Below are 16,705 nucleotides of genomic sequence, written 5' to 3'. Positions count from 1 at the left end.
AGCCAGTGGATCGGGCGCCGTGCAACGTGAATTGGCGACGCTCACGAACAGTGGCCTAGTAACCGTGAGGGCGGGGGTGATCAAAACCACTACCAGGCGAACGCAGAATCACCTATCTTCCATGAGCTACGCTCCATTATCCAAAAGACGATAGGCTTGGCTGACCCGTTGCGCGCCGACAAATTCAGCTACGCAGAACTCTTCACTGCTTTGGCAGATACCATTTACCGTCGCGTATAGGCAGGAAGCTGCCGTCGTCGACGCCGACCTCCTCGGCCAGGCGTTGATTCAGCTTTTCGTTCAATGCCATGATCAGCGTGCGGTGCGCCTGCGGATCGCGGGCGAGATTGTTCATCTCCTCGGGATCGTTCTGCAGGTCGTAGACCTCCAGGTCGTTGTGCGCCAACAAGTCCTCGAACGTCGTGGGCGTGTTGAAGTGGGCCGGCGCGAAGTAGCGGCTGAAGCGGTAGCGGCCGTCGAAGATGCTGCGGATCGCGCCACGATTGTCGAAATTGAACGCCGTAGACTCCAGCTTTTTAACCTTGTCGGCCGTCGACACTTTCGGAGACGCTAAAAGACCTTCCATTGCAGCCGCCCACTTGGCATCCTGGAACGTCAGCATGTTGTAGTTGAACAGGGCGGCCGGCCGCAGCGCGTCCGCCTGGGCGTCCTGGGGATGCTTCAACAACCCGGAAAAATCCCGCCCCTTCAGTCCGTCCGCAGCGTTCTTGACGGCGTCCGGGCTGGCGCCGGTCAGCGCCAGCAGCGTCGGCGTCAGGTCGATCTGCGAGGTAACGGCCTTGCATTCGAGGCCACCCGGATAATCAGGGTGAACAATCATCAGCGGCAGGTGGTTCTGCTGCCAGTAGGTGCAGGTGCCTTTGCCGCGCATCTGGTGGTTGCCGCCCAGTTCGCCGTGGTCGGCGGTAAAGACGACGATGGTCTTATCCGCCATGCCGCTTTCTTTCAGTGCGTCGAGCATGGCCATGACCTGACGGTCGCAGTCGCGGATGCAGTTGTAGTAATAGTCGCGCAGCACCTTCCAGCGGCGGTCCTCGTCGGGCCACTTGCCGACCAGCACATTCATGGACTCCTGGTAGGTCTGTTGCCCTTGCGGGCGCCCCGGCTCGTCGAACGATTGCTTGCGGGACGCCGGCAGCGGCACATTCCACGTGGCCTGGTACAACGCGTCCTCCGGTGGGCGCGCGATGGGCATGACCGCGTCCTTGCCCTGCACGGTCTCGCCGGGCAAGTCGGAGTCGATGTACATGACGTCGTGGGGATTGACGAAGTTCACCGCCAGGTACCAGGGCTTGCCGGCCTTGTGCAGTTCCTCGCCTTTGGTGCGCAGCCACCGTACGCTGAATGCGGTACACGTCTCGTCGTATTGATAGCCACCCAGGGTGCCATCGGCAATGTCGCCGACGCCGAAGAAGTCGTCGAATCCATACGACTCGATGATCTTGCGATAGTCCGCAAACGGCGCGTCGATGGCATGGTCCGATTGCTTCAGGTTCGCGCTAAGGTGCCACTTGCCTTGGTAGGCGGCGTGATAGCCCAGTTCGGACATGCGGTGACCGATGGTCTTGATTTTCGTGGACAGCGCGGTCTGGAACAATTCGTTGGCGTTGTCAAAAACGCCGGTGTGCTGGATATGCAGTCCGGTGTAGATGGTCGAGCGCGCGGGCGAGCAGACACAGGACGCACCCTGGTGATTCAGGAAAGTGATGCCGTTGGCCTTGATCCATTCCCGCGCGGGAACAGGCATGGGCCAGCGCGGGAAGAAGTGTTCCTGGTCGACCAGGATGAAGAGAATGTTGTAGCCCTCCGGAAGCTTGGCGGGCGCCGCCTTGGGACGGTGTTGGGTGGCGGGCACCGCGGTCTGAGCGCTGGCCGCGTCGGGCAGCATGCCACTTCCCAGCAGGGCAGCGGCGGAACTCGCCAGCAAGGTGCGCCGCTTGGGATTGTCGGGTACGTTCGACCCGCTCTGGCCCGGCTCGTTGGACTCGATGGATTCGTTCTTCTTCATGACGGGCTCCTGGAATCGCGTGCGATGCTTCGGCCAACAGCATAGCGGCTATGTATGCACCTGCGCGTGTTCGTCGCTTAAACGCCACAAGCCGCTCTGCCGTCATGCTCATCGTGGTAGCCTTTCTGGCACCTAGGCCGTCCAACGAAAAACAGGAATATCCATGAAAGTCGCCCTGGAAGAACACTTCATATTCCCCGAGTTCCTGTCGTATCTGGACATGGCCATGCCGAACGTCTCGGCGCAGGGACGAACGCGGATCATAGGGGCGCTGTCCGATTTCGGAGAACAGCGTTTGGCGGCGATGGATGCGGCGGGGGTTGGATTGTCAGTCCTGTCGATCTCGGGTCCGGGTGTGCAAGGTGAGACCGATACCGCGGTCGCGGTGAAGGTTGCACGCAAGGGCAACGACATGCTGGCGGAACAGATCGCCAAGCAGCCCGACCGCTACGCGGGGTTCGCGCACCTGGCCATGCAGGATCCGAAGGGCGCGGGTGATGAATTGGAGCGCTGCGTAAAAGAGCTGGGCTTTGTCGGCTCGATGGTGAACGGTCATACCAACGGCGTGTACCTGGATGATGCTCGCTACGATCCTTTTTGGGAGCGCATGCAGGATCTGGATGTTCCGCTCTATCTGCACCCCGGCGATTCATTCCGCTTGCCTTACGTGCTGGAGGGTGCACCGGAGTTGCTTAAGCCTACGTGGGAATGGACGGTGGAGACGTCGTCGCATTTCCTGCGTTTGGTTTTCTCTGGGGTGTTCGACCGATTCCCTCGGCTGAAGATCGTGTTGGGGCACATGGGTGAGGCGTTGCCCTTTTATCTGTGGCGTTTGGATAGCCGTGCCGAATTGATTGTGGGCAAGCGTCCGCTGAAGATGGCGCCTTCGGCGTATTTGAAGCGAAATCTTTACATCACGACTTCTGGAGTTTGTGACGACGCACCGATGATTGCTTCATTGAGCTCGTTGGGAATGGACCATGTGATGTTTTCGGTGGATTATCCGTATGAAGATTCGGCTACGGCTGGCAAGTTCCTGGATAACGCGGCTGTCGATGAGGCCACGCGTGAAAAGGTCGCGCGGTTGAATGCGATCAGTTTGTTGAAATTGAGGGCTTAGAGTTGAGGGCTTAGTTCAGTGCGATAGGTCGGCCTACGCTGCTAGGTGGAAGAACGCTGCCCTAAAAGGAAAGGGATTCCCTCCCAGCAAAACGTGAACACTAGCCAATCAAACCCAATATGGGTATGACAAAACCCAATATGGGTACAAAAATCACGACTGCATCCCCTCGGAGCCTATCCGGCGCCCTCTTCCCCGGCACCAAGCAACGCGTGCTGGGGATTATTTATGGTCAGCCTGACTGCAGCTTTTATGCGAATGAATTGATCAGTCTAGCTAGCAGCCCTGACACCAGGGGATTTTCCAATTTTGTGAGCCAGGCAGTCAGACCCCGAGCGAATCCTAGCTTAAGTCTGCGATTTGGCTGACGCCCAGCGCGTGCCGCCCTGCCGTCGGCTGGCCTTGTCGGTCACGACATTCTCGGTGGCCATGCGCGCGCCGCGCTGCGCCACCACCTGCAGCAAGTGCAGCAACTGGCGTCCTTCATCCGGCGTCAGGTCGGCCATCAGCAGGTCGTTCAAGTGAGCGATCTCCGGCAACATAGCGTGGTACAGCGCTCGCCCGGACTCGGTGGCCATGACGTGCGTGATGCGCTTGTCGTGTGTGTCGCGCACCCGGTCAGCCCAGCCCTTTTCGCATAACGAACCCAGGGCGCGCGAAGTGCGCACCAGGTCCAGCCGGGCGGTGGCCGCTAGTTCGGCCGATGTCAGCGGGCCGTATTCCACCGCCGCCGCCAGCAAACGCCATTCGCGCCGGGTAATGCCAAAGCGGCCTTCGCACAGCCGCACGAACACCGGGCTGGCCTGCGACCAGGCCTGGTACAGGCAATACATGGGCATTTCCGCCAGATGGACGGGAGGCTGCGCGGGCACGGAAGGCATGGGAGGGTTTCCTACCTGGATTGCGTATGTTTGTTTATGCCGATATTGGATTAGATCAAGAAACACGTCCGTTGCTACAGTCTCTTGTACCTTGACAATAATTCATCAAAAGACAGCAAGACAGGAGGAGACATGATCAAACAGATGATACTGGCCGCCCTGGCGGCATGCGCGCTAGCCACCTCGGCATGGGCGGCGGCACCGCTGAGCGGCCCCTTGACCATCGTGGTGGGCTATCCGCCGGGTGGCAGTTCGGACCGCATCGCCCGGCTGGTGGCCGAACGCCTGAAAGATCGAGTGGGCGTTTCTGTCATCGTCGAGAACAAGACCGGCGCGGGCGGCCGCATTTCGGCGCAACTGGTGCGCAACGCCGACACAAACCAGAATGTGCTGCTGCTGGGCAACCCCGCCGTGATGGTGGTGGCCCCGTTGGTCTATGCCGACCCCGGCTACGATGCGCAGCGCGATTTCAAGCCCGTGTCGCTAGTCAGCAGCTACAAGTTCGCGCTGGCGGTGTCGGCCGATTCGCCCATGAAAGACATGAAGGCGCTGCGGGCATGGCTGAAGGAACACCCCGACCGCTTCACGGTGGGCGTGCCCGCCACTGGCAGCCTGCCACACTTCTTCGCGCTGATGCTGGGCGGCGAGATCGGCCAACAGGCCGAAGTGGTGGGCTATCGTGGCTCGGCGCCACTAGTCAGCGAACTGGTCGGCGGCATCCTGCCGCAGGCAATCGATACGCTGGATACCCTGCTGCCGCAGCACCAGGGCGGGCGCGTGCGCATCCTGGCCACCTCGGGCACCGAGCGCGAGGCGGAGCTCGCGGACGTGCCGACTTTCCGCGAGGCCGGCATCGACCTGGCGGCGGACGGCTGGAACGCATTTTTCGCGCCGGCCGCCATGCCGCAGGACAAGGTCGAACGCCTGGCGCGCGATATCGCCGTGGTCATGCGCGATCCGGCCATGCAGAAGGCCGTGCGTGCCATCAACCTCGAGCCGATCTCGGCCGACGCGGCACAGACCGCGCAGGCGCTGGCGGCCTATCGCAAGCAATGGGAGCCGGTGGTGCGCGAATCCGGCTTCAAGGCAACCCAGTAACAAGGGCGGGCATTCCATGAGCAAGATCCAGAACGTGCTGTTCATCATGGCCGACCAACTGCGGGCCGACCACTTGGGCAGCTACGGGCATCCGTACCTGCGCACGCCTAACCTGGATGCGCTGGCGGCGCGCGGCATGCGCTTTGAGCAGGCGTTCGTGAATTCGGGGGTGTGCGGACCATCACGCATGAGTTATTACACCGGGCGCTATCCATCCAGCCACGGCACGACCTGGAACCGCGTGCCGCTGTCGGTGAGCGAGGTCACGCTGGGCGAGTACCTGGCCGGCCGCGAGCGCGAGATGGTGCTGATCGGCAAGAGCCACGTCATCCCCGACCAGGCCGGCATACAGCGGCTGGCCATCGACGGCGGCTCGGAACTGGGCACCTTGCTGGCGCGCGGCAGTTTCCGCGAGGCCGACCGCTATGACGGCCACCACGAGCCGGGCGATGAAAGTGGGTATCCGGCATTCTTGCGCCGCCATGGCTACGATTCGCCCGATCCGTGGTCGGACTATGTGATTTCCGCGGTGGATGCAGACGGGCAAGTGGTCAGCGGGTGGCATATGCGCAATGCGCACCTGCCCGCGCGGGTCCGCGAACCGCATTCGGAAACCGCCTACACCACCGACTGTGCCCTGGATTTCATACGCAAGCGCGGCTCGCAGCCCTGGACCCTGCACCTGAGCTATGTGAAGCCGCACTGGCCCTATATGGCGCCCGATCCCTACCATCGTATGTATCGCAGCGACCAATGCCTGCCGTTGGTGCGCAACCAGCAGGAGCTGGCCGGCGCGCATCCGGTGCTGCAGGCCTATCGCCAGCATGAAGAAAGCCAGAGCTTCGCGCGTGAAGAATGCGTGCGCACCGTACGGCCGATCTACCAGGGGCTGATCACGCAACTGGATACCCACCTGGGCCGGCTGTTCGACTACATGGAAGGCGCCGGACTGATGCGCAACACGCTGGTGGTGTTTACTGCCGACCATGGCGACTTCCTGGGCGACCACTGGCTAGGCGAGAAAGAGCTGTTCTACGACACCGTGCAACGGGTGCCGCTGATCATCATGGATCCGAGCGCCGAGGCCGACGGCACGCGCGGCCAGGTGTGCCGGCAACTGGTGGAAAGCGTGGACATCACGCCAACCATCCTGCAGGCGCTGGACGTACCACAAGCCGGCCACCGGATCGAGGGGCGCGCCCTGCAGCCGTTGTTGCACGGCGCAGCGGAAGGCATGCCGNGGCNCNCCGCGGCGGTATCCGAACTGGACTACAGCTTCCGTCAGGCGCGGCTCACGCTGGGCAAGACGCCGCAGCAGTGCCGCGCGTGGTCGGTGCGCACCGACCGGTGGCGCTACGTGTACTGGCGCGACGAGCCCGAGCAGCTGTTCGACCTGCAGCGCGACCCCAACGAGTTCGAGGATCTGGGTGCCAGCCAGTCCCACGCCGCGGTGCGCGCCGAGATGCGGCAGCATCTGCTGGACTGGTCGTTGCGCAGCAAGCGGCGCACAACCATGTCCGACGAGGCGGTGGAGCGATCCACCAACGCCCACAAGCGGGCGGGCATTTACTTTGGGCAGTGGTGATATAACGTCGCCCACAAAGTAGTTCAAAATATTATTCGCATTGCTTGTGGATCAGTATTGCATCAACTCTGACAACTAACTGGGTCCTTGAGCGATTGCACTAGCGCCGTCACACCTTATCGCTGGCACATGGTCAATCATGTAAAAGTGATGACAGAGAACATTGTTGTACTCCGTGAATTATTTCAATCGACGTAACAATACTGCGAGAAAAACGGACGGTTGTTGGGGCATCGGGGTCTGCCAGCACTCTTATAGAAGTGTCTGTTTATGCTCTGCACAGAAAAATTTAACGACGGTTGGTTGCCGTTCGACACTCGCCCTGCATGCAGACAAACGTCAGAATTAATAGCACGGTAGCCACCGCCGGCACGATAGTTGCGGTGCGCCGAGCCCACACACCGTTTGGAGAACTCACATGAAGCGTAAATTACTTGCTCGAGTTGCAGCCATAACTGTCTTCAGCGCCATGGCTGGTAGTGCATATGCCCAAGGCACACCCGCCGGGCAAACCGATCCGGCACAAGGTGGCCAGGGGTATACCAGCGCCGGCGATCCGTGCATCCCCGGAAGCAAAACCGGCCTGCAGCTAGACCGTAACTATGTCCCCAATCGCCAAGAGCCCGCCATAAACGAAATGAGGACGTCTGATACCTGCGGCACCTAAGCTTGCTTGCAGGCCAGCGACGCCCCAAGGGCGCCGCTTTTTTTGTCGACGGTCCGGCATCGAGCTGCTAATGACAGGCCGTCGGCAAAGTCATATACGCGCGGCACACTACAGGCTTCAACGCCAAGGAGCCGGCCGCTTCCTACGACGCGCTCACCGTTCCCCGCTACTTGCATAGGGAATTGCGTGCTCGACCGTCTGCCAGATATGCTTGCCTGTAGGCTCACGCATCTCTTCGGCAATGTGCCCCACCCAGACCCGCCGAGCGACTGATCACAGCCACACCCCGCATGATGGCACTTGGAATGGCGATCTCGCCCAACAGCGCTGCTGTGGCACCTGTGGCGTCGGTGAAGCCGAATTTTCCAATGACATCTTCGGTTAAAGCGCGTGTCAATGTGAATTCGCCGTACGCCTGCGCACGCTTGGCATACGCCGCTGCTTGCGTACTTTCGGCAACCATTGCCGAGAGATGATTCGACCAATACGGCGTGCCTTTTGTGACATATCCGTCTGCTCCGAAAATGTAGCAAGCAGGTAGCTTGACCTATTCCATAAGACGCCGGAAGGGTGTGCTTAGTGGATCATTTACGGATCAAGCTAAGCATTGCTTAGCTTGATCAAAACCTTTATATTTACCAACAGGTCAATTAAATCAAGAAAAGACGTAAAAAACTGAGAACGGGCTCGGGCCGCAGAAGCCAGACAGATTACCCAATCAGTAGATACTGTAGTTGGAAAAACGCAAGACCGACGCAATTGCTTGTACCCCAGCTTTAACAGCAACCGTCGCATAGCCTTTCTACCTCAGGAGACAACACATATATGAAAAGCGTAAATAAATGGGCCTTTGTCCTCTGTATGGCGTCAACCGCCACCATGACTGGCGTGCAGGCTCAGACAGACCCAATCCGCATCGGGTTGCCCGTACCGTTAACCGGCCCTTATGGTGCCGATGCAAAAGATCAAGTTAGAAACGCGGAAATAGCCGTTAAGGAATTTAACGATGCTGGCGGCCTAAATGGCCGCAAGGTCGAGCTTCTGGTCCGTGACGACAAGCTTAATCCTGGCGAGGCAGCCACTCGTGCTTTGGAACTCATAGAGAAAGATAAGGTTAATTTTATCGTTGGTGGTCTCTCTGCTGCTACACAACTTGCTACCAACAACATCACCAAACAGCGCAAGATCCTTTATATATCGATCAGCCAGTCAGACACTATTAACGAAGCGTCAGACTATTCTCGCTACACCTTCCATGAAGCGCTAAACCCGTACATGACCACCCAGGCGGTTGGCAAGTATGTATTCAAAAAAGGAATGCGTATTGCCTTTATTACTGCAGACTATGCCTATGGTCACGAGATGGCACGTGGCTTTAGGCGTGTGGCAGAAGAAGTGGGCGCAGAGGTTGTTGGCGAGGTCAAGCATCCTCTGGGCACCTCCGATTACTCAATTTTCTTGCCACGGCTACAAGCGCTTAAGCCCGACGTTCTTGTTTTCAACAACCTAGGACGTGATAACTACATTTCGATCAAGCAAGCGACCGACTTCGGCATGAAGAAAAGCACGATTTTTGCAACCCCCGTGCTTATGTATACGTCCCGCTTGGCTGGTGGGCCTAAAGTTTATGACGGCGTCATTGGCGGCACGTCGTATTACTGGGGCATTCAAGACAATACGCCCTCCGCAAAAAAGCTGAATGACCTCTACAAGGCCGCCAACAAGGGAACCTATCCGTCCGACTACGGCGCAATGGCATATTCCGCCGTTAAATCACTGCTAACGGCAGTCACTAATGCCGGCACGGTAGACACTGAGAAGGTAGTCGACGCTCTGGCCGCACTTAAGTACGACACCTACAAGGGCGAACAATATTATCGTCCCTGCGACCATCAGTCAGTACAGTCGGTGTTCATCATCCAGTCTAAAGACACCAACGCAGGCAACCCTGACGATGTGTTTAGCGTACTGAAAACCGTACCAGCATCCGAATCTATGTTGCGAACTTGCGCAGAGCTGGGCCATAAATAATTGATTCGGCATATGGCGGGCCCACTGTTCGTCGTAGTGGGTCAATATAAAAAAAACACGGAGGCATCATGGACGGCATTACCGCACAACTGCTCGCGCTGCAGGTATTTACTGGCCTGGCGCTGGGCGCCATCTATACACTTTTGGCGGTAGGCTTGTCCTTGATCTTCGGGATGCTGACGGTCGTCAACTTCGCCCATGGTGCGTTCTTCATGGTGGGAGCCTACGCCGGCTATAGCCTGTATCAGTACGTGCCCAATTTTTGGTTATGTCTCGTTGGTGTTCCTCTTATCACCGGTTTAATCGGCATCGTGGCCGAACGATTTCTGGTGCGGCCTCTATATGGACGAGGCATCGACTATCCACTTCTGCTGACCTTCGGCCTTGCCTATGTCATGGTCGAGCTTGTACGTATTCAGTTCGGAAAGCAGGGGTTGCCGGTGGACACTCCCGAGCTGCTGCAGGGCTCAGTCGATGTTTTGATCGGGCATTTCCCCCTTTATCGTTTGTTCGTCATTGGCATCACGGCGGTTGTGTTAGCTGCACTCTGGCTGTTTATTGAAAAAACCTCCTTCGGACTTATCGTACGCGCCGGTGCTCGCGACCCTGAAATCGTGCGCGTGTTGGGCATCGACATCGCCAAGGTGTGGCTTATTGTGTTTGGAATAGGCACCGGTATAGCTGGCCTAGCCGGCTATTTATCTTCGCCGATGCAAGGCATTACCCCTGAAATGGGTGGATCAGTATTGATCGTCGCGTTCGTGGTTACCGTAGTTGGTGGCATGGGCTCGTTAACGGGCGCCGTGGTGGCCGGCCTGCTAGTCGGCGTTGTCGAAAGCCTGGCCGCCTTGTTCGCTCCTGAGGCAGCAAAAGTATCCATGTTCGTCATTATGGCGGTCGTACTTCTTGTACGCCCCCTGGGCCTGTTTGGTCGCGCCGGTTTAATGAGTTAAAGACTATGAGCCTACAAATCATCACGTTATCGCCTCGCCAGCCTTTATCGATACTCAGCACAATACGCAAACACCGGGTTCTTGCCACCATTTTGCTTTTAATGGTGTTCCCCTGGCTGATCCCGCACCATTCCGTCGCGATCAATATGCTGATTTTTGGCTTGTACGCGCTGGGGTTTAATTTGGTGTTTGGCTATATGGGAATGCTGTCATTCGGCCATGCGGCATTTTTGGGTGTCGGCGCTTATACCGCGGGCATCCTTATTGCACAGCATCAGGTCGCTTGGTGGCTGGCCATCCCTGCCGCCGTGCTCGTGTCCACGTTTGTTGCATGGGCGATGGGGATATTGGCTATCCGCACTCGTGGCATTTACTTTGCCATGGTTACACTGGCTCTGTCGCAATGCGTTTACTTCCTGATCTACCAATTTCCCCCTTCCGGCGGCGAAAATGGACTACGGGGTGTGAATGTTTCCGAAGTCAATCTCTTCGGATTCAATTTCGATATGTTGAACCCGTTGACCAAATACTATTTTTTTCTGGGTTTTGTCGCGCTGGCACTTTGGTTTATTTCTCGTCTTTTGGCCTCGCCTTTTGGGGCGGTCATCCAGGCCATACGGGAAAACGAATCGCGCACACGCGCATGCGGATTCAACGTCGAACGAACCAAGCTCATTACCTTTATCCTATCAGGCGCCTTTTGCGGATTGGCGGGTGCGCTTTACGCCATCCATCTCTCCAGCGTTGCAATTGAAACGCTGCACTACGAAACCTCTGGCCTGGTCGTCATGATTGCCCTACTGGGCGGCATGGGCACTTTTTTTGGACCCCTGGTGGGTGCAGGGCTATTCTTGTTCATACAAGACATGTTTTCAATCTGGACGGAACACTGGCAGCTGTACGTTGGCATCATTTTCATGTTCTTTGTGCTGTTCTTTCCGAAAGGCATCTGGGGCACGATTCTGGAGAAGCTGCATGTCGACTGACACCATCATAAAGACCGAAGCAGTCACCCGTCGTTTCGGGGGATTTACCGCACTAAAGAATGTCTCCATCGCGTTTCAGTCAAACAAGCTGACCTCCATCATTGGCCCTAACGGCGCCGGAAAAAGCACTTACTTCAATATTCTGTCCGGTGCAATGTCTCCATCGGAAGGCCGGGTCATATTCGACGGACAAGATCTAAGCGGTGTTAAACCGCATCAGTTCTCGCATATCGGCATAGCCAAGTCATTCCAAATTACAAATGTATTTCCCAACTTCACTGCCCTGGGCAATGTCCGCATGGCATTACAAGCCCATGTCTCGCGCTACAACCTATGGAAGAAGCAAAGTGCGTTGAACTTGGATGATCGGGCATATGCCGCCCTGAAAACAGTAGGCATTGAAACCCATGCTTATCGTCCCGCTCGCGAACTAGCCCACGGCCAGCAACGCTCGCTGGAAATCGCCATTGCACTGGCCTCCAACCCTAAGCTGCTGTTATTAGACGAGCCAACGGCGGGCATGAGCCCTGAAGAAACAAAATCCATGATGGACCTGATCGTGCAATTAGCTGATACACGCACCGTTATTCTGGTCGAACATAAAATGAAAATGATAATGGGTATCAGCGACCACATTGTAGTTTTGCATCATGGAGAACTCCTTGCATCTGGTACACCCGCCGACATTCGCAGCAACGACGAAGTCAAGCGAGTGTATTTAGGCCACCATTAACAAGATATAAGGCATCTTATGCTAGAAATTTCGAACTTGAATGCCTGGTATGGAACGAGCCATGTTTTGCAAAAAATAAACATAACCATTTCCAAAGGAGAAGTCATTGCGCTGCTAGGACGCAACGGAGCCGGAAAAACCACCGTCGTCAAAAGCACCATGGGGCTTCTTGCGAAAACCAGCGGTTCGGTGCGGTTCAAAGACAACGAGCTGATAGGCCAGTCGGCGCATGCACGTTTTGGATTAGGCCTGGCTTACGTGCCGGAGGACAGACGGATTGTGCCAGGTCTAACCGTGCTGGAGAATATTCGCCTAGGCATTGTCGCCTCACCGAAAAAATCTCAGGAAAAGAATATTATTGAGCAGATCGCTGAAACGTTTCCGCGGTTGAAAGAACGCTTGCATCAGAACGCGATAACCATGTCTGGCGGCGAACAACAAATGCTGGCGATTGCACGCGCACTGGCTGCCGATCCAGACATGATCCTGCTGGATGAGCCGTCTGAAGGAATTATGCCCATCCTTGTCGACGAAATGTTTGAGCTTTTTACCTCTCTTAAACGTGCTGGAAAAACGATACTGCTTGTTGAACAAAACGTAGAACTTGCACTGAGCATATGTGACCGGGTTTATATTCTGGACCAGGGCGAAGTGGTACTGACTGAATCTGCACAAGCGTTATTGAACGATCCGCAAATGCAAGAGCGTTACTGCGCGGTCTAAGACCGCCTGAGTATTCGGTCGCTGTATACGTTTCGTCGCCATGCCCCTCCTTCACCAGAGCATGAAAATCAGAAGGGAGTGTGCCGTCGTCAAACGCTTCCAATCGCCTTAAGCACTTTTTCCGGGGTAATCGGCTGCGACGTTACTCGCGCGTTAAAGGGTGCCAATGCATCGTTGATCGCGTTCATGATTGCCCCCGGAGGCCCGGCGGTACCCGCCTCTCCGGCCCCCTTGGCGCCCAACTGGGATGTCGCAGTAGGCGTTTCCACGTGCGCGACCTCAATATCTGGCATTTCCGCAGCCATCGGCACCAAGTAATCAGCCATGCTGCCATTGCGCAATAGCGCATTCTCGTCGTAGAGGCATTCCTCAAAGAGCGCGCCACCTATGCCCTGCACAATAGCGCCACGCACCTGTTCGTTAACCAGCATGGGATTCAGGATACGGCCGCAGTCCTCGACCGCCCAGTGCTTAAGCAATTTCACAAAACCCGTCTCTACGTCCACCTCAACATACGATGCCTGCACGCCGTTGGTAAACGTAAATGGGAAACCGCGCTGGGCAAAGTGCCGCGTGACAGCAAGCTCTGGCCGCGCGTCGGCGGGTAGGATGTCAGGGCGAAAATAAGCCAGACGCGCTAGCTCGGACAAGGCCATGAGCCGCTCCTGGCTCGTAAAATCGACTATCCAGTCCTCAAGCACATCAAGCTGAGCCTCATCTTTCTTCAGCGCCACAGCAGCGAACTTGCGAATATTTTCCCGCAAAGCCAAGCCGGCCTGCAGCACCGCTTCACCCCCAATTCCTGCACCGCGCGACGCCCAAGTCCCCCCACCATAGGGTGTCGCCTGCGTATCGCCCGTTACGACGTTGACATGCTTCATATCGACACCGATTGCATCAGCAGCAATCTGAGCGAATATCGTTTCCGTACCCTGTCCCTGCTCGCCCACACCCACATGACAGGTAACGACTCCGCTGGGTTCCAGGCGCACCGAAGCCCCGTCCAATGCCGAAATTCTTGCTCCACCCACGCCATAAAACGCTGCGCTGGGATTGGTCAATTCGACGAGCACGGCGAAACCAATGCCCCGATAAATGTTTCGACTGCGTAGTTCGGCTTGCTCGCGACGCAGCGCCTGGTAGTCCATCATTTCTTCGATTTTCTTCAGGGATTGCTGATGCGACAATCTCTCAATCTGGATACCCGAAGCGCCCTTGCACGGATAGCCATCATCGGGCATGACATTTTTATGGCGCATTTGCAAGGTGTCGATCCCCAGCCGATGTGCTGCTAACTCCACAATACCCTCTGTGACGCCGCAGGCAATCGGATGACCTACGCCACGGTACTGACTGGTCGGCACCTTATTCTGGTACACCACCTTTAGGTGGCCACGATACTGTTTGTGCTTATACGGTCCACCTGCCACGCTTAGCACCTGATTGCCTTCTATGGCACTGGTACGAGGGTAGACCGAGTAGGGCCCGACACCGGTCAAGTCATCTATTTCGAACGCGACGATTTCGCCGTCGGACTTAACCCCTAAGCGCGCGTGCACCACATGCTCGCGGGCATGAATATCGCTGACAAAAGACTCCAGCCTGTCGGCGACAAACTTCACCGGACGCTTGAGAATAATAGACAAGGCAACCGTCGCAAAGTCATCAGAGTACGAATGCACTTTGATGCCGAATGCGCCTCCGACGTCCTTACAAATGACGCGTACGGCATTTTCGGGTAAATCGAAGTGTCGGGCATACAGGTCTTGCATCATATGCGGAGCCTGATGCGACTGATACACCGTTAGCTTGCGTTCAGAAGGGTCGAAATCGGCCAGCACGGAACGGCCTTCCATGGTGACGCCAGTGACACGACCAAAACGATAGGTTTCTTCGACCACCAGATCGGCCTGCGCAAAGGCTTCATCGACACCTCCCGTGTCGATGGTTTTGGTAAAACACAAGTTATCGCCCAGCTCAGGATGAATGATCGTCGTACTAGGTAAAAGAGCGGTTTCCATATCGTGAACCACCGGCAACTCGTCCCAATCGACCTCAATGGCCTGTATGGCGTCCTCGGCTTGTTGGCGCGTTTCTGCGACAACGGCCAGGATGGGCTCACCTTGCCAGCACGCCCGGTCTAGCGCCAACGGATATTGTGGAGCGGACTTCATGCCCTGCAAATGTGCCAAGGTTGCAACCCAGGGAGTGCACAGTTCAGCGATAGCGTTGCCGTCAACGACCGCAATAACACCAGGCATGCCGAGCGCAACGTCCGTTTCGGTAATGGTAAAGCGTGCGTGCGCAAATGGACTGCGCAAGTAAACGACATGAGCCAGGCGGGGCAATGCAATGTCATCGACGTAGGTTCCCCTCCCTTCCAGATGACGTTTCATATTCGGCCGCATTACGGAAGCACCAACGTATTCGCGTTTAACTGCCGTGTCGCTCAGGAGTGCGCCAACATCTTCTTTAGTTATTGAGTTCACATTTATCTCCCGAACTTTCTTAATCGAGCCTGGCGTCCCGCTGCGCTTGCAGCACATCGCAAATGGCATCGACAATGGCGTGGTATCCCGTACACCGGCAGTAGTTCCCCGATATGTATTCCCTAACCTGCTCGCGGTCAGCCAGCGGTTTCTCGCGCAAAAGCGCCGACGCGGTCAATAACATGCCGGGCGTGCAAAAACCACATTGCGCCGCGTTACGTGCATGAAATGCCTCTTGCAGCGCCGTCAAGTCGCCTCGATCGCTGGCGCCGTCTATGGTTTCAATATGCTGGCCATCGGTCTGCACCGCCAGCATCAAACAACCCCGTACTATTTCGCCGTCCACACGAACAGTACAAGCGCCACAGACGCCGTGTTCGCAGCTGACCCGTGCGGTCTTGATTTGCAGGGTATCTCTTAGAAAATCAATCAGGTGAATGCGCGGCTCTACCTGCTTTTGCAGGCTCACGCCATTGACAACAACATTGATCAGTATTGATTGGTCCATATAGGCCTCCGCGTTGCTTTGTCCCATGTCATGCCGCCAACTGCCGCAACGCCCGACCCATTAAGACGCCGGCTAAATGAAGTTTGGTTTGCGCACTGTTGTACAGATCAGCGAACGGAAATAGCTCACCGGCAAGTGCTGCCTGGGCTTGCGCCAGTGTCTGAGCGTCTACTACCTTTCCAACGACCGCCTCCTCAACCGCCCTGGCACGAATAGGCGTGTTCCCGGTGCCTAAAAACACCAGGCGCAACGCTGTTAGGCGTCCGGAATCAATACGCGCGGCAGCTGCCAAGCCCACAATGGCGTAGTCACCATGGCGACGGGCAAGCTCTAGAAAAACAAACCGTGAACTCGACGACGCCAATGCAAACTCACAGGCTTTGATAAGCTCGTCAGGCTCCATCACCGTGGTATACAGATCCAGAAAAAAATCGGCAGCTTTTACCCGGCGTTCGCCATTTGGCCCAACCAGCACCACCGTGGCATCCAGCGCGACGACACATGCCGGCCACTCGGCGGCGGGATCGGCAAACGCAAGCGAGCCGCCCAAGGTACCCTGGTTACGTATTGCACGGTGAGCAACATGCGGTGCGGCCATCGCCAACAGCGGAAGGTGGGATGCCACTAAGCCGGAGTCTTCAATCTCGCTATGGCGCGTCATCGCGCCAATAGAAATACAGTCCTCCATGACCGTAATACCGCGCAAGCCCTCAATGGCCTTTATGTCTATCAACAAACGCGGCTCGGAAAGGCGCATGTTCAATGTTGCCAGCAGCGTCTGACCACCCGCGAGAATACGGGCATCATCGCCGTATTCTCGCAATAACGGAAAAATTTCATCCAGAGAAGTTGGACGTATATAGGCGAATGGTGGGGCCTTCATGGTTGCTCCTGGTATTCTG

General features: G+C 56.7%; 13 protein-coding genes and 3 pseudogenes. 10 read left to right on the top strand and 6 right to left on the bottom strand.

What is annotated here, in order from left to right:
• Positions 1-202: 202 nt before the first annotated feature.
• Entirely contained in the window at positions 203-2,029 is a 1,827-nt protein-coding gene (locus tag ACNAZS_RS09930) for a sulfatase-like hydrolase/transferase (RefSeq protein ID WP_415788709.1), read from the bottom strand.
• Between the two features lie 163 nt (positions 2,030-2,192).
• On the opposite strand from ACNAZS_RS09930, the gene ACNAZS_RS09925 reads away from it, so the two are divergent.
• Positions 2,193-3,149 carry an amidohydrolase family protein gene (locus ACNAZS_RS09925; protein ID WP_415788707.1) on the top strand — a complete coding sequence of 319 codons (957 nt, stop codon included), beginning with the start codon at positions 2,193-2,195 and terminating at the stop codon, positions 3,147-3,149.
• 347 nt (positions 3,150-3,496) lie between these two features.
• Here the strand turns inward: ACNAZS_RS09925 and ACNAZS_RS09920 are convergent, their stop codons facing one another.
• Positions 3,497-4,030, bottom strand: coding sequence for a MarR family winged helix-turn-helix transcriptional regulator (locus tag ACNAZS_RS09920; RefSeq protein WP_415788705.1), 534 nt, complete (start codon positions 4,028-4,030; stop codon positions 3,497-3,499).
• Positions 4,031-4,162: 132 nt separating this feature from the next.
• On the opposite strand from ACNAZS_RS09920, the gene ACNAZS_RS09915 reads away from it, so the two are divergent.
• From ACNAZS_RS09915 to ACNAZS_RS09900, 4 genes and pseudogenes are all read left to right on the top strand, one after another.
• Positions 4,163-5,128: a Bug family tripartite tricarboxylate transporter substrate binding protein gene (locus ACNAZS_RS09915; RefSeq protein ID WP_415788896.1), complete on the top strand. Its 966-nt coding sequence runs from the start codon at positions 4,163-4,165 to the stop codon at positions 5,126-5,128.
• A 16-nt stretch (positions 5,129-5,144) separates the two neighbouring features.
• A pseudogene (locus ACNAZS_RS09910) lies at positions 5,145-6,368 on the top strand (sulfatase-like hydrolase/transferase); the annotation flags it as partial.
• A 7-nt stretch (positions 6,369-6,375) separates the two neighbouring features.
• Positions 6,376-6,713, top strand: a pseudogene (locus tag ACNAZS_RS09905) (phosphonate monoester hydrolase); the annotation flags it as partial.
• Positions 6,714-7,131: 418 nt separating this feature from the next.
• On the top strand, positions 7,132-7,380 hold the full coding sequence (locus tag ACNAZS_RS09900; protein ID WP_415788703.1) for a hypothetical protein: 249 nt from the start codon (positions 7,132-7,134) through the stop codon (positions 7,378-7,380).
• A gap of 153 nt (positions 7,381-7,533) precedes the next feature.
• On the opposite strand, the pseudogene ACNAZS_RS09895 reads toward ACNAZS_RS09900, so the two are convergent.
• Positions 7,534-7,729 (bottom strand): annotated as a pseudogene (locus tag ACNAZS_RS09895) (citryl-CoA lyase); the annotation flags it as partial.
• Positions 7,730-8,205: 476 nt separating this feature from the next.
• On the opposite strand from ACNAZS_RS09895, the gene ACNAZS_RS09890 reads away from it, so the two are divergent.
• The 5 genes from ACNAZS_RS09890 to ACNAZS_RS09870 all read left to right on the top strand — a co-directional run bounded on the left by ACNAZS_RS09890 (position 8,206) and on the right by ACNAZS_RS09870 (position 12,806).
• On the top strand, positions 8,206-9,411 hold the full coding sequence (locus ACNAZS_RS09890; RefSeq protein WP_415788701.1) for an ABC transporter substrate-binding protein: 1,206 nt from the start codon (positions 8,206-8,208) through the stop codon (positions 9,409-9,411).
• Positions 9,412-9,479: 68 nt separating this feature from the next.
• Positions 9,480-10,364: a branched-chain amino acid ABC transporter permease gene (locus ACNAZS_RS09885; protein WP_415788699.1), complete on the top strand. Its 885-nt coding sequence runs from the start codon at positions 9,480-9,482 to the stop codon at positions 10,362-10,364.
• Positions 10,365-10,369: 5 nt separating this feature from the next.
• Positions 10,370-11,350 carry a branched-chain amino acid ABC transporter permease gene (locus tag ACNAZS_RS09880; protein WP_415788697.1) on the top strand — a complete coding sequence of 327 codons (981 nt, stop codon included), beginning with the start codon at positions 10,370-10,372 and terminating at the stop codon, positions 11,348-11,350.
• A complete protein-coding gene (locus tag ACNAZS_RS09875) occupies positions 11,340-12,083 on the top strand; it encodes an ABC transporter ATP-binding protein (protein WP_415788695.1) in 744 nt (247 codons plus the stop codon). The genes ACNAZS_RS09880 and ACNAZS_RS09875 overlap by 11 nt, the downstream gene beginning before the upstream one ends.
• Positions 12,084-12,101: 18 nt before the next feature.
• Entirely contained in the window at positions 12,102-12,806 is a 705-nt protein-coding gene (locus ACNAZS_RS09870; RefSeq protein ID WP_415788693.1) for an ABC transporter ATP-binding protein, read from the top strand.
• Between the two features lie 89 nt (positions 12,807-12,895).
• Here ACNAZS_RS09870 and ACNAZS_RS09865 read toward each other — a convergent pair whose 3' ends face one another.
• The 3 genes from ACNAZS_RS09865 to ACNAZS_RS09855 all read right to left on the bottom strand — a co-directional run bounded on the left by ACNAZS_RS09865 (position 12,896) and on the right by ACNAZS_RS09855 (position 16,686).
• Entirely contained in the window at positions 12,896-15,202 is a 2,307-nt protein-coding gene (locus ACNAZS_RS09865) for a xanthine dehydrogenase family protein molybdopterin-binding subunit (RefSeq protein WP_415788691.1), read from the bottom strand.
• 112 nt (positions 15,203-15,314) lie between these two features.
• Positions 15,315-15,803 carry a (2Fe-2S)-binding protein gene (locus ACNAZS_RS09860; RefSeq protein ID WP_415788689.1) on the bottom strand — a complete coding sequence of 163 codons (489 nt, stop codon included), beginning with the start codon at positions 15,801-15,803 and terminating at the stop codon, positions 15,315-15,317.
• A gap of 28 nt (positions 15,804-15,831) precedes the next feature.
• A complete protein-coding gene (locus ACNAZS_RS09855) occupies positions 15,832-16,686 on the bottom strand; it encodes an FAD binding domain-containing protein (RefSeq protein WP_415788687.1) in 855 nt (284 codons plus the stop codon).
• Positions 16,687-16,705: the final 19 nt, after the last annotated feature.

Origin of the sequence: Bordetella tumulicola, from assembly GCF_965138755.1 — a bacterium.
Lineage (GTDB): Bacteria > Pseudomonadota > Gammaproteobacteria > Burkholderiales > Burkholderiaceae_B > Bordetella_A > Bordetella_A tumulicola.
The sequence above is the reverse complement of the archived record's forward strand: the minus strand, read 5'-3'. Positions and strand labels throughout refer to the sequence as shown.

What these genes read in the sequence shown, in the direction of transcription:
- ACNAZS_RS09930 (WP_415788709.1), bottom strand. Translation starts at nt 2,029, where the DNA reads ATGAAGAAGAACGAATCCATCGAGTCCAACGAGCCGGGCCAGAGCGGG.
- ACNAZS_RS09925 (WP_415788707.1), top strand. Translation starts at nt 2,193, where the DNA reads ATGAAAGTCGCCCTGGAAGAACACTTCATATTCCCCGAGTTCCTGTCG.
- ACNAZS_RS09920 (WP_415788705.1), bottom strand. Translation starts at nt 4,030, where the DNA reads ATGCCTTCCGTGCCCGCGCAGCCTCCCGTCCATCTGGCGGAAATGCCC.
- ACNAZS_RS09915 (WP_415788896.1), top strand. Translation starts at nt 4,163, where the DNA reads ATGATCAAACAGATGATACTGGCCGCCCTGGCGGCATGCGCGCTAGCC.
- ACNAZS_RS09900 (WP_415788703.1), top strand. Translation starts at nt 7,132, where the DNA reads ATGAAGCGTAAATTACTTGCTCGAGTTGCAGCCATAACTGTCTTCAGC.
- ACNAZS_RS09890 (WP_415788701.1), top strand. Translation starts at nt 8,206, where the DNA reads ATGAAAAGCGTAAATAAATGGGCCTTTGTCCTCTGTATGGCGTCAACC.
- ACNAZS_RS09885 (WP_415788699.1), top strand. Translation starts at nt 9,480, where the DNA reads ATGGACGGCATTACCGCACAACTGCTCGCGCTGCAGGTATTTACTGGC.
- ACNAZS_RS09880 (WP_415788697.1), top strand. Translation starts at nt 10,370, where the DNA reads ATGAGCCTACAAATCATCACGTTATCGCCTCGCCAGCCTTTATCGATA.
- ACNAZS_RS09875 (WP_415788695.1), top strand. Translation starts at nt 11,340, where the DNA reads ATGTCGACTGACACCATCATAAAGACCGAAGCAGTCACCCGTCGTTTC.
- ACNAZS_RS09870 (WP_415788693.1), top strand. Translation starts at nt 12,102, where the DNA reads ATGCTAGAAATTTCGAACTTGAATGCCTGGTATGGAACGAGCCATGTT.
- ACNAZS_RS09865 (WP_415788691.1), bottom strand. Translation starts at nt 15,202, where the DNA reads ATGAAACGTCATCTGGAAGGGAGGGGAACCTACGTCGATGACATTGCA.
- ACNAZS_RS09860 (WP_415788689.1), bottom strand. Translation starts at nt 15,803, where the DNA reads ATGGACCAATCAATACTGATCAATGTTGTTGTCAATGGCGTGAGCCTG.
- ACNAZS_RS09855 (WP_415788687.1), bottom strand. Translation starts at nt 16,686, where the DNA reads ATGAAGGCCCCACCATTCGCCTATATACGTCCAACTTCTCTGGATGAA.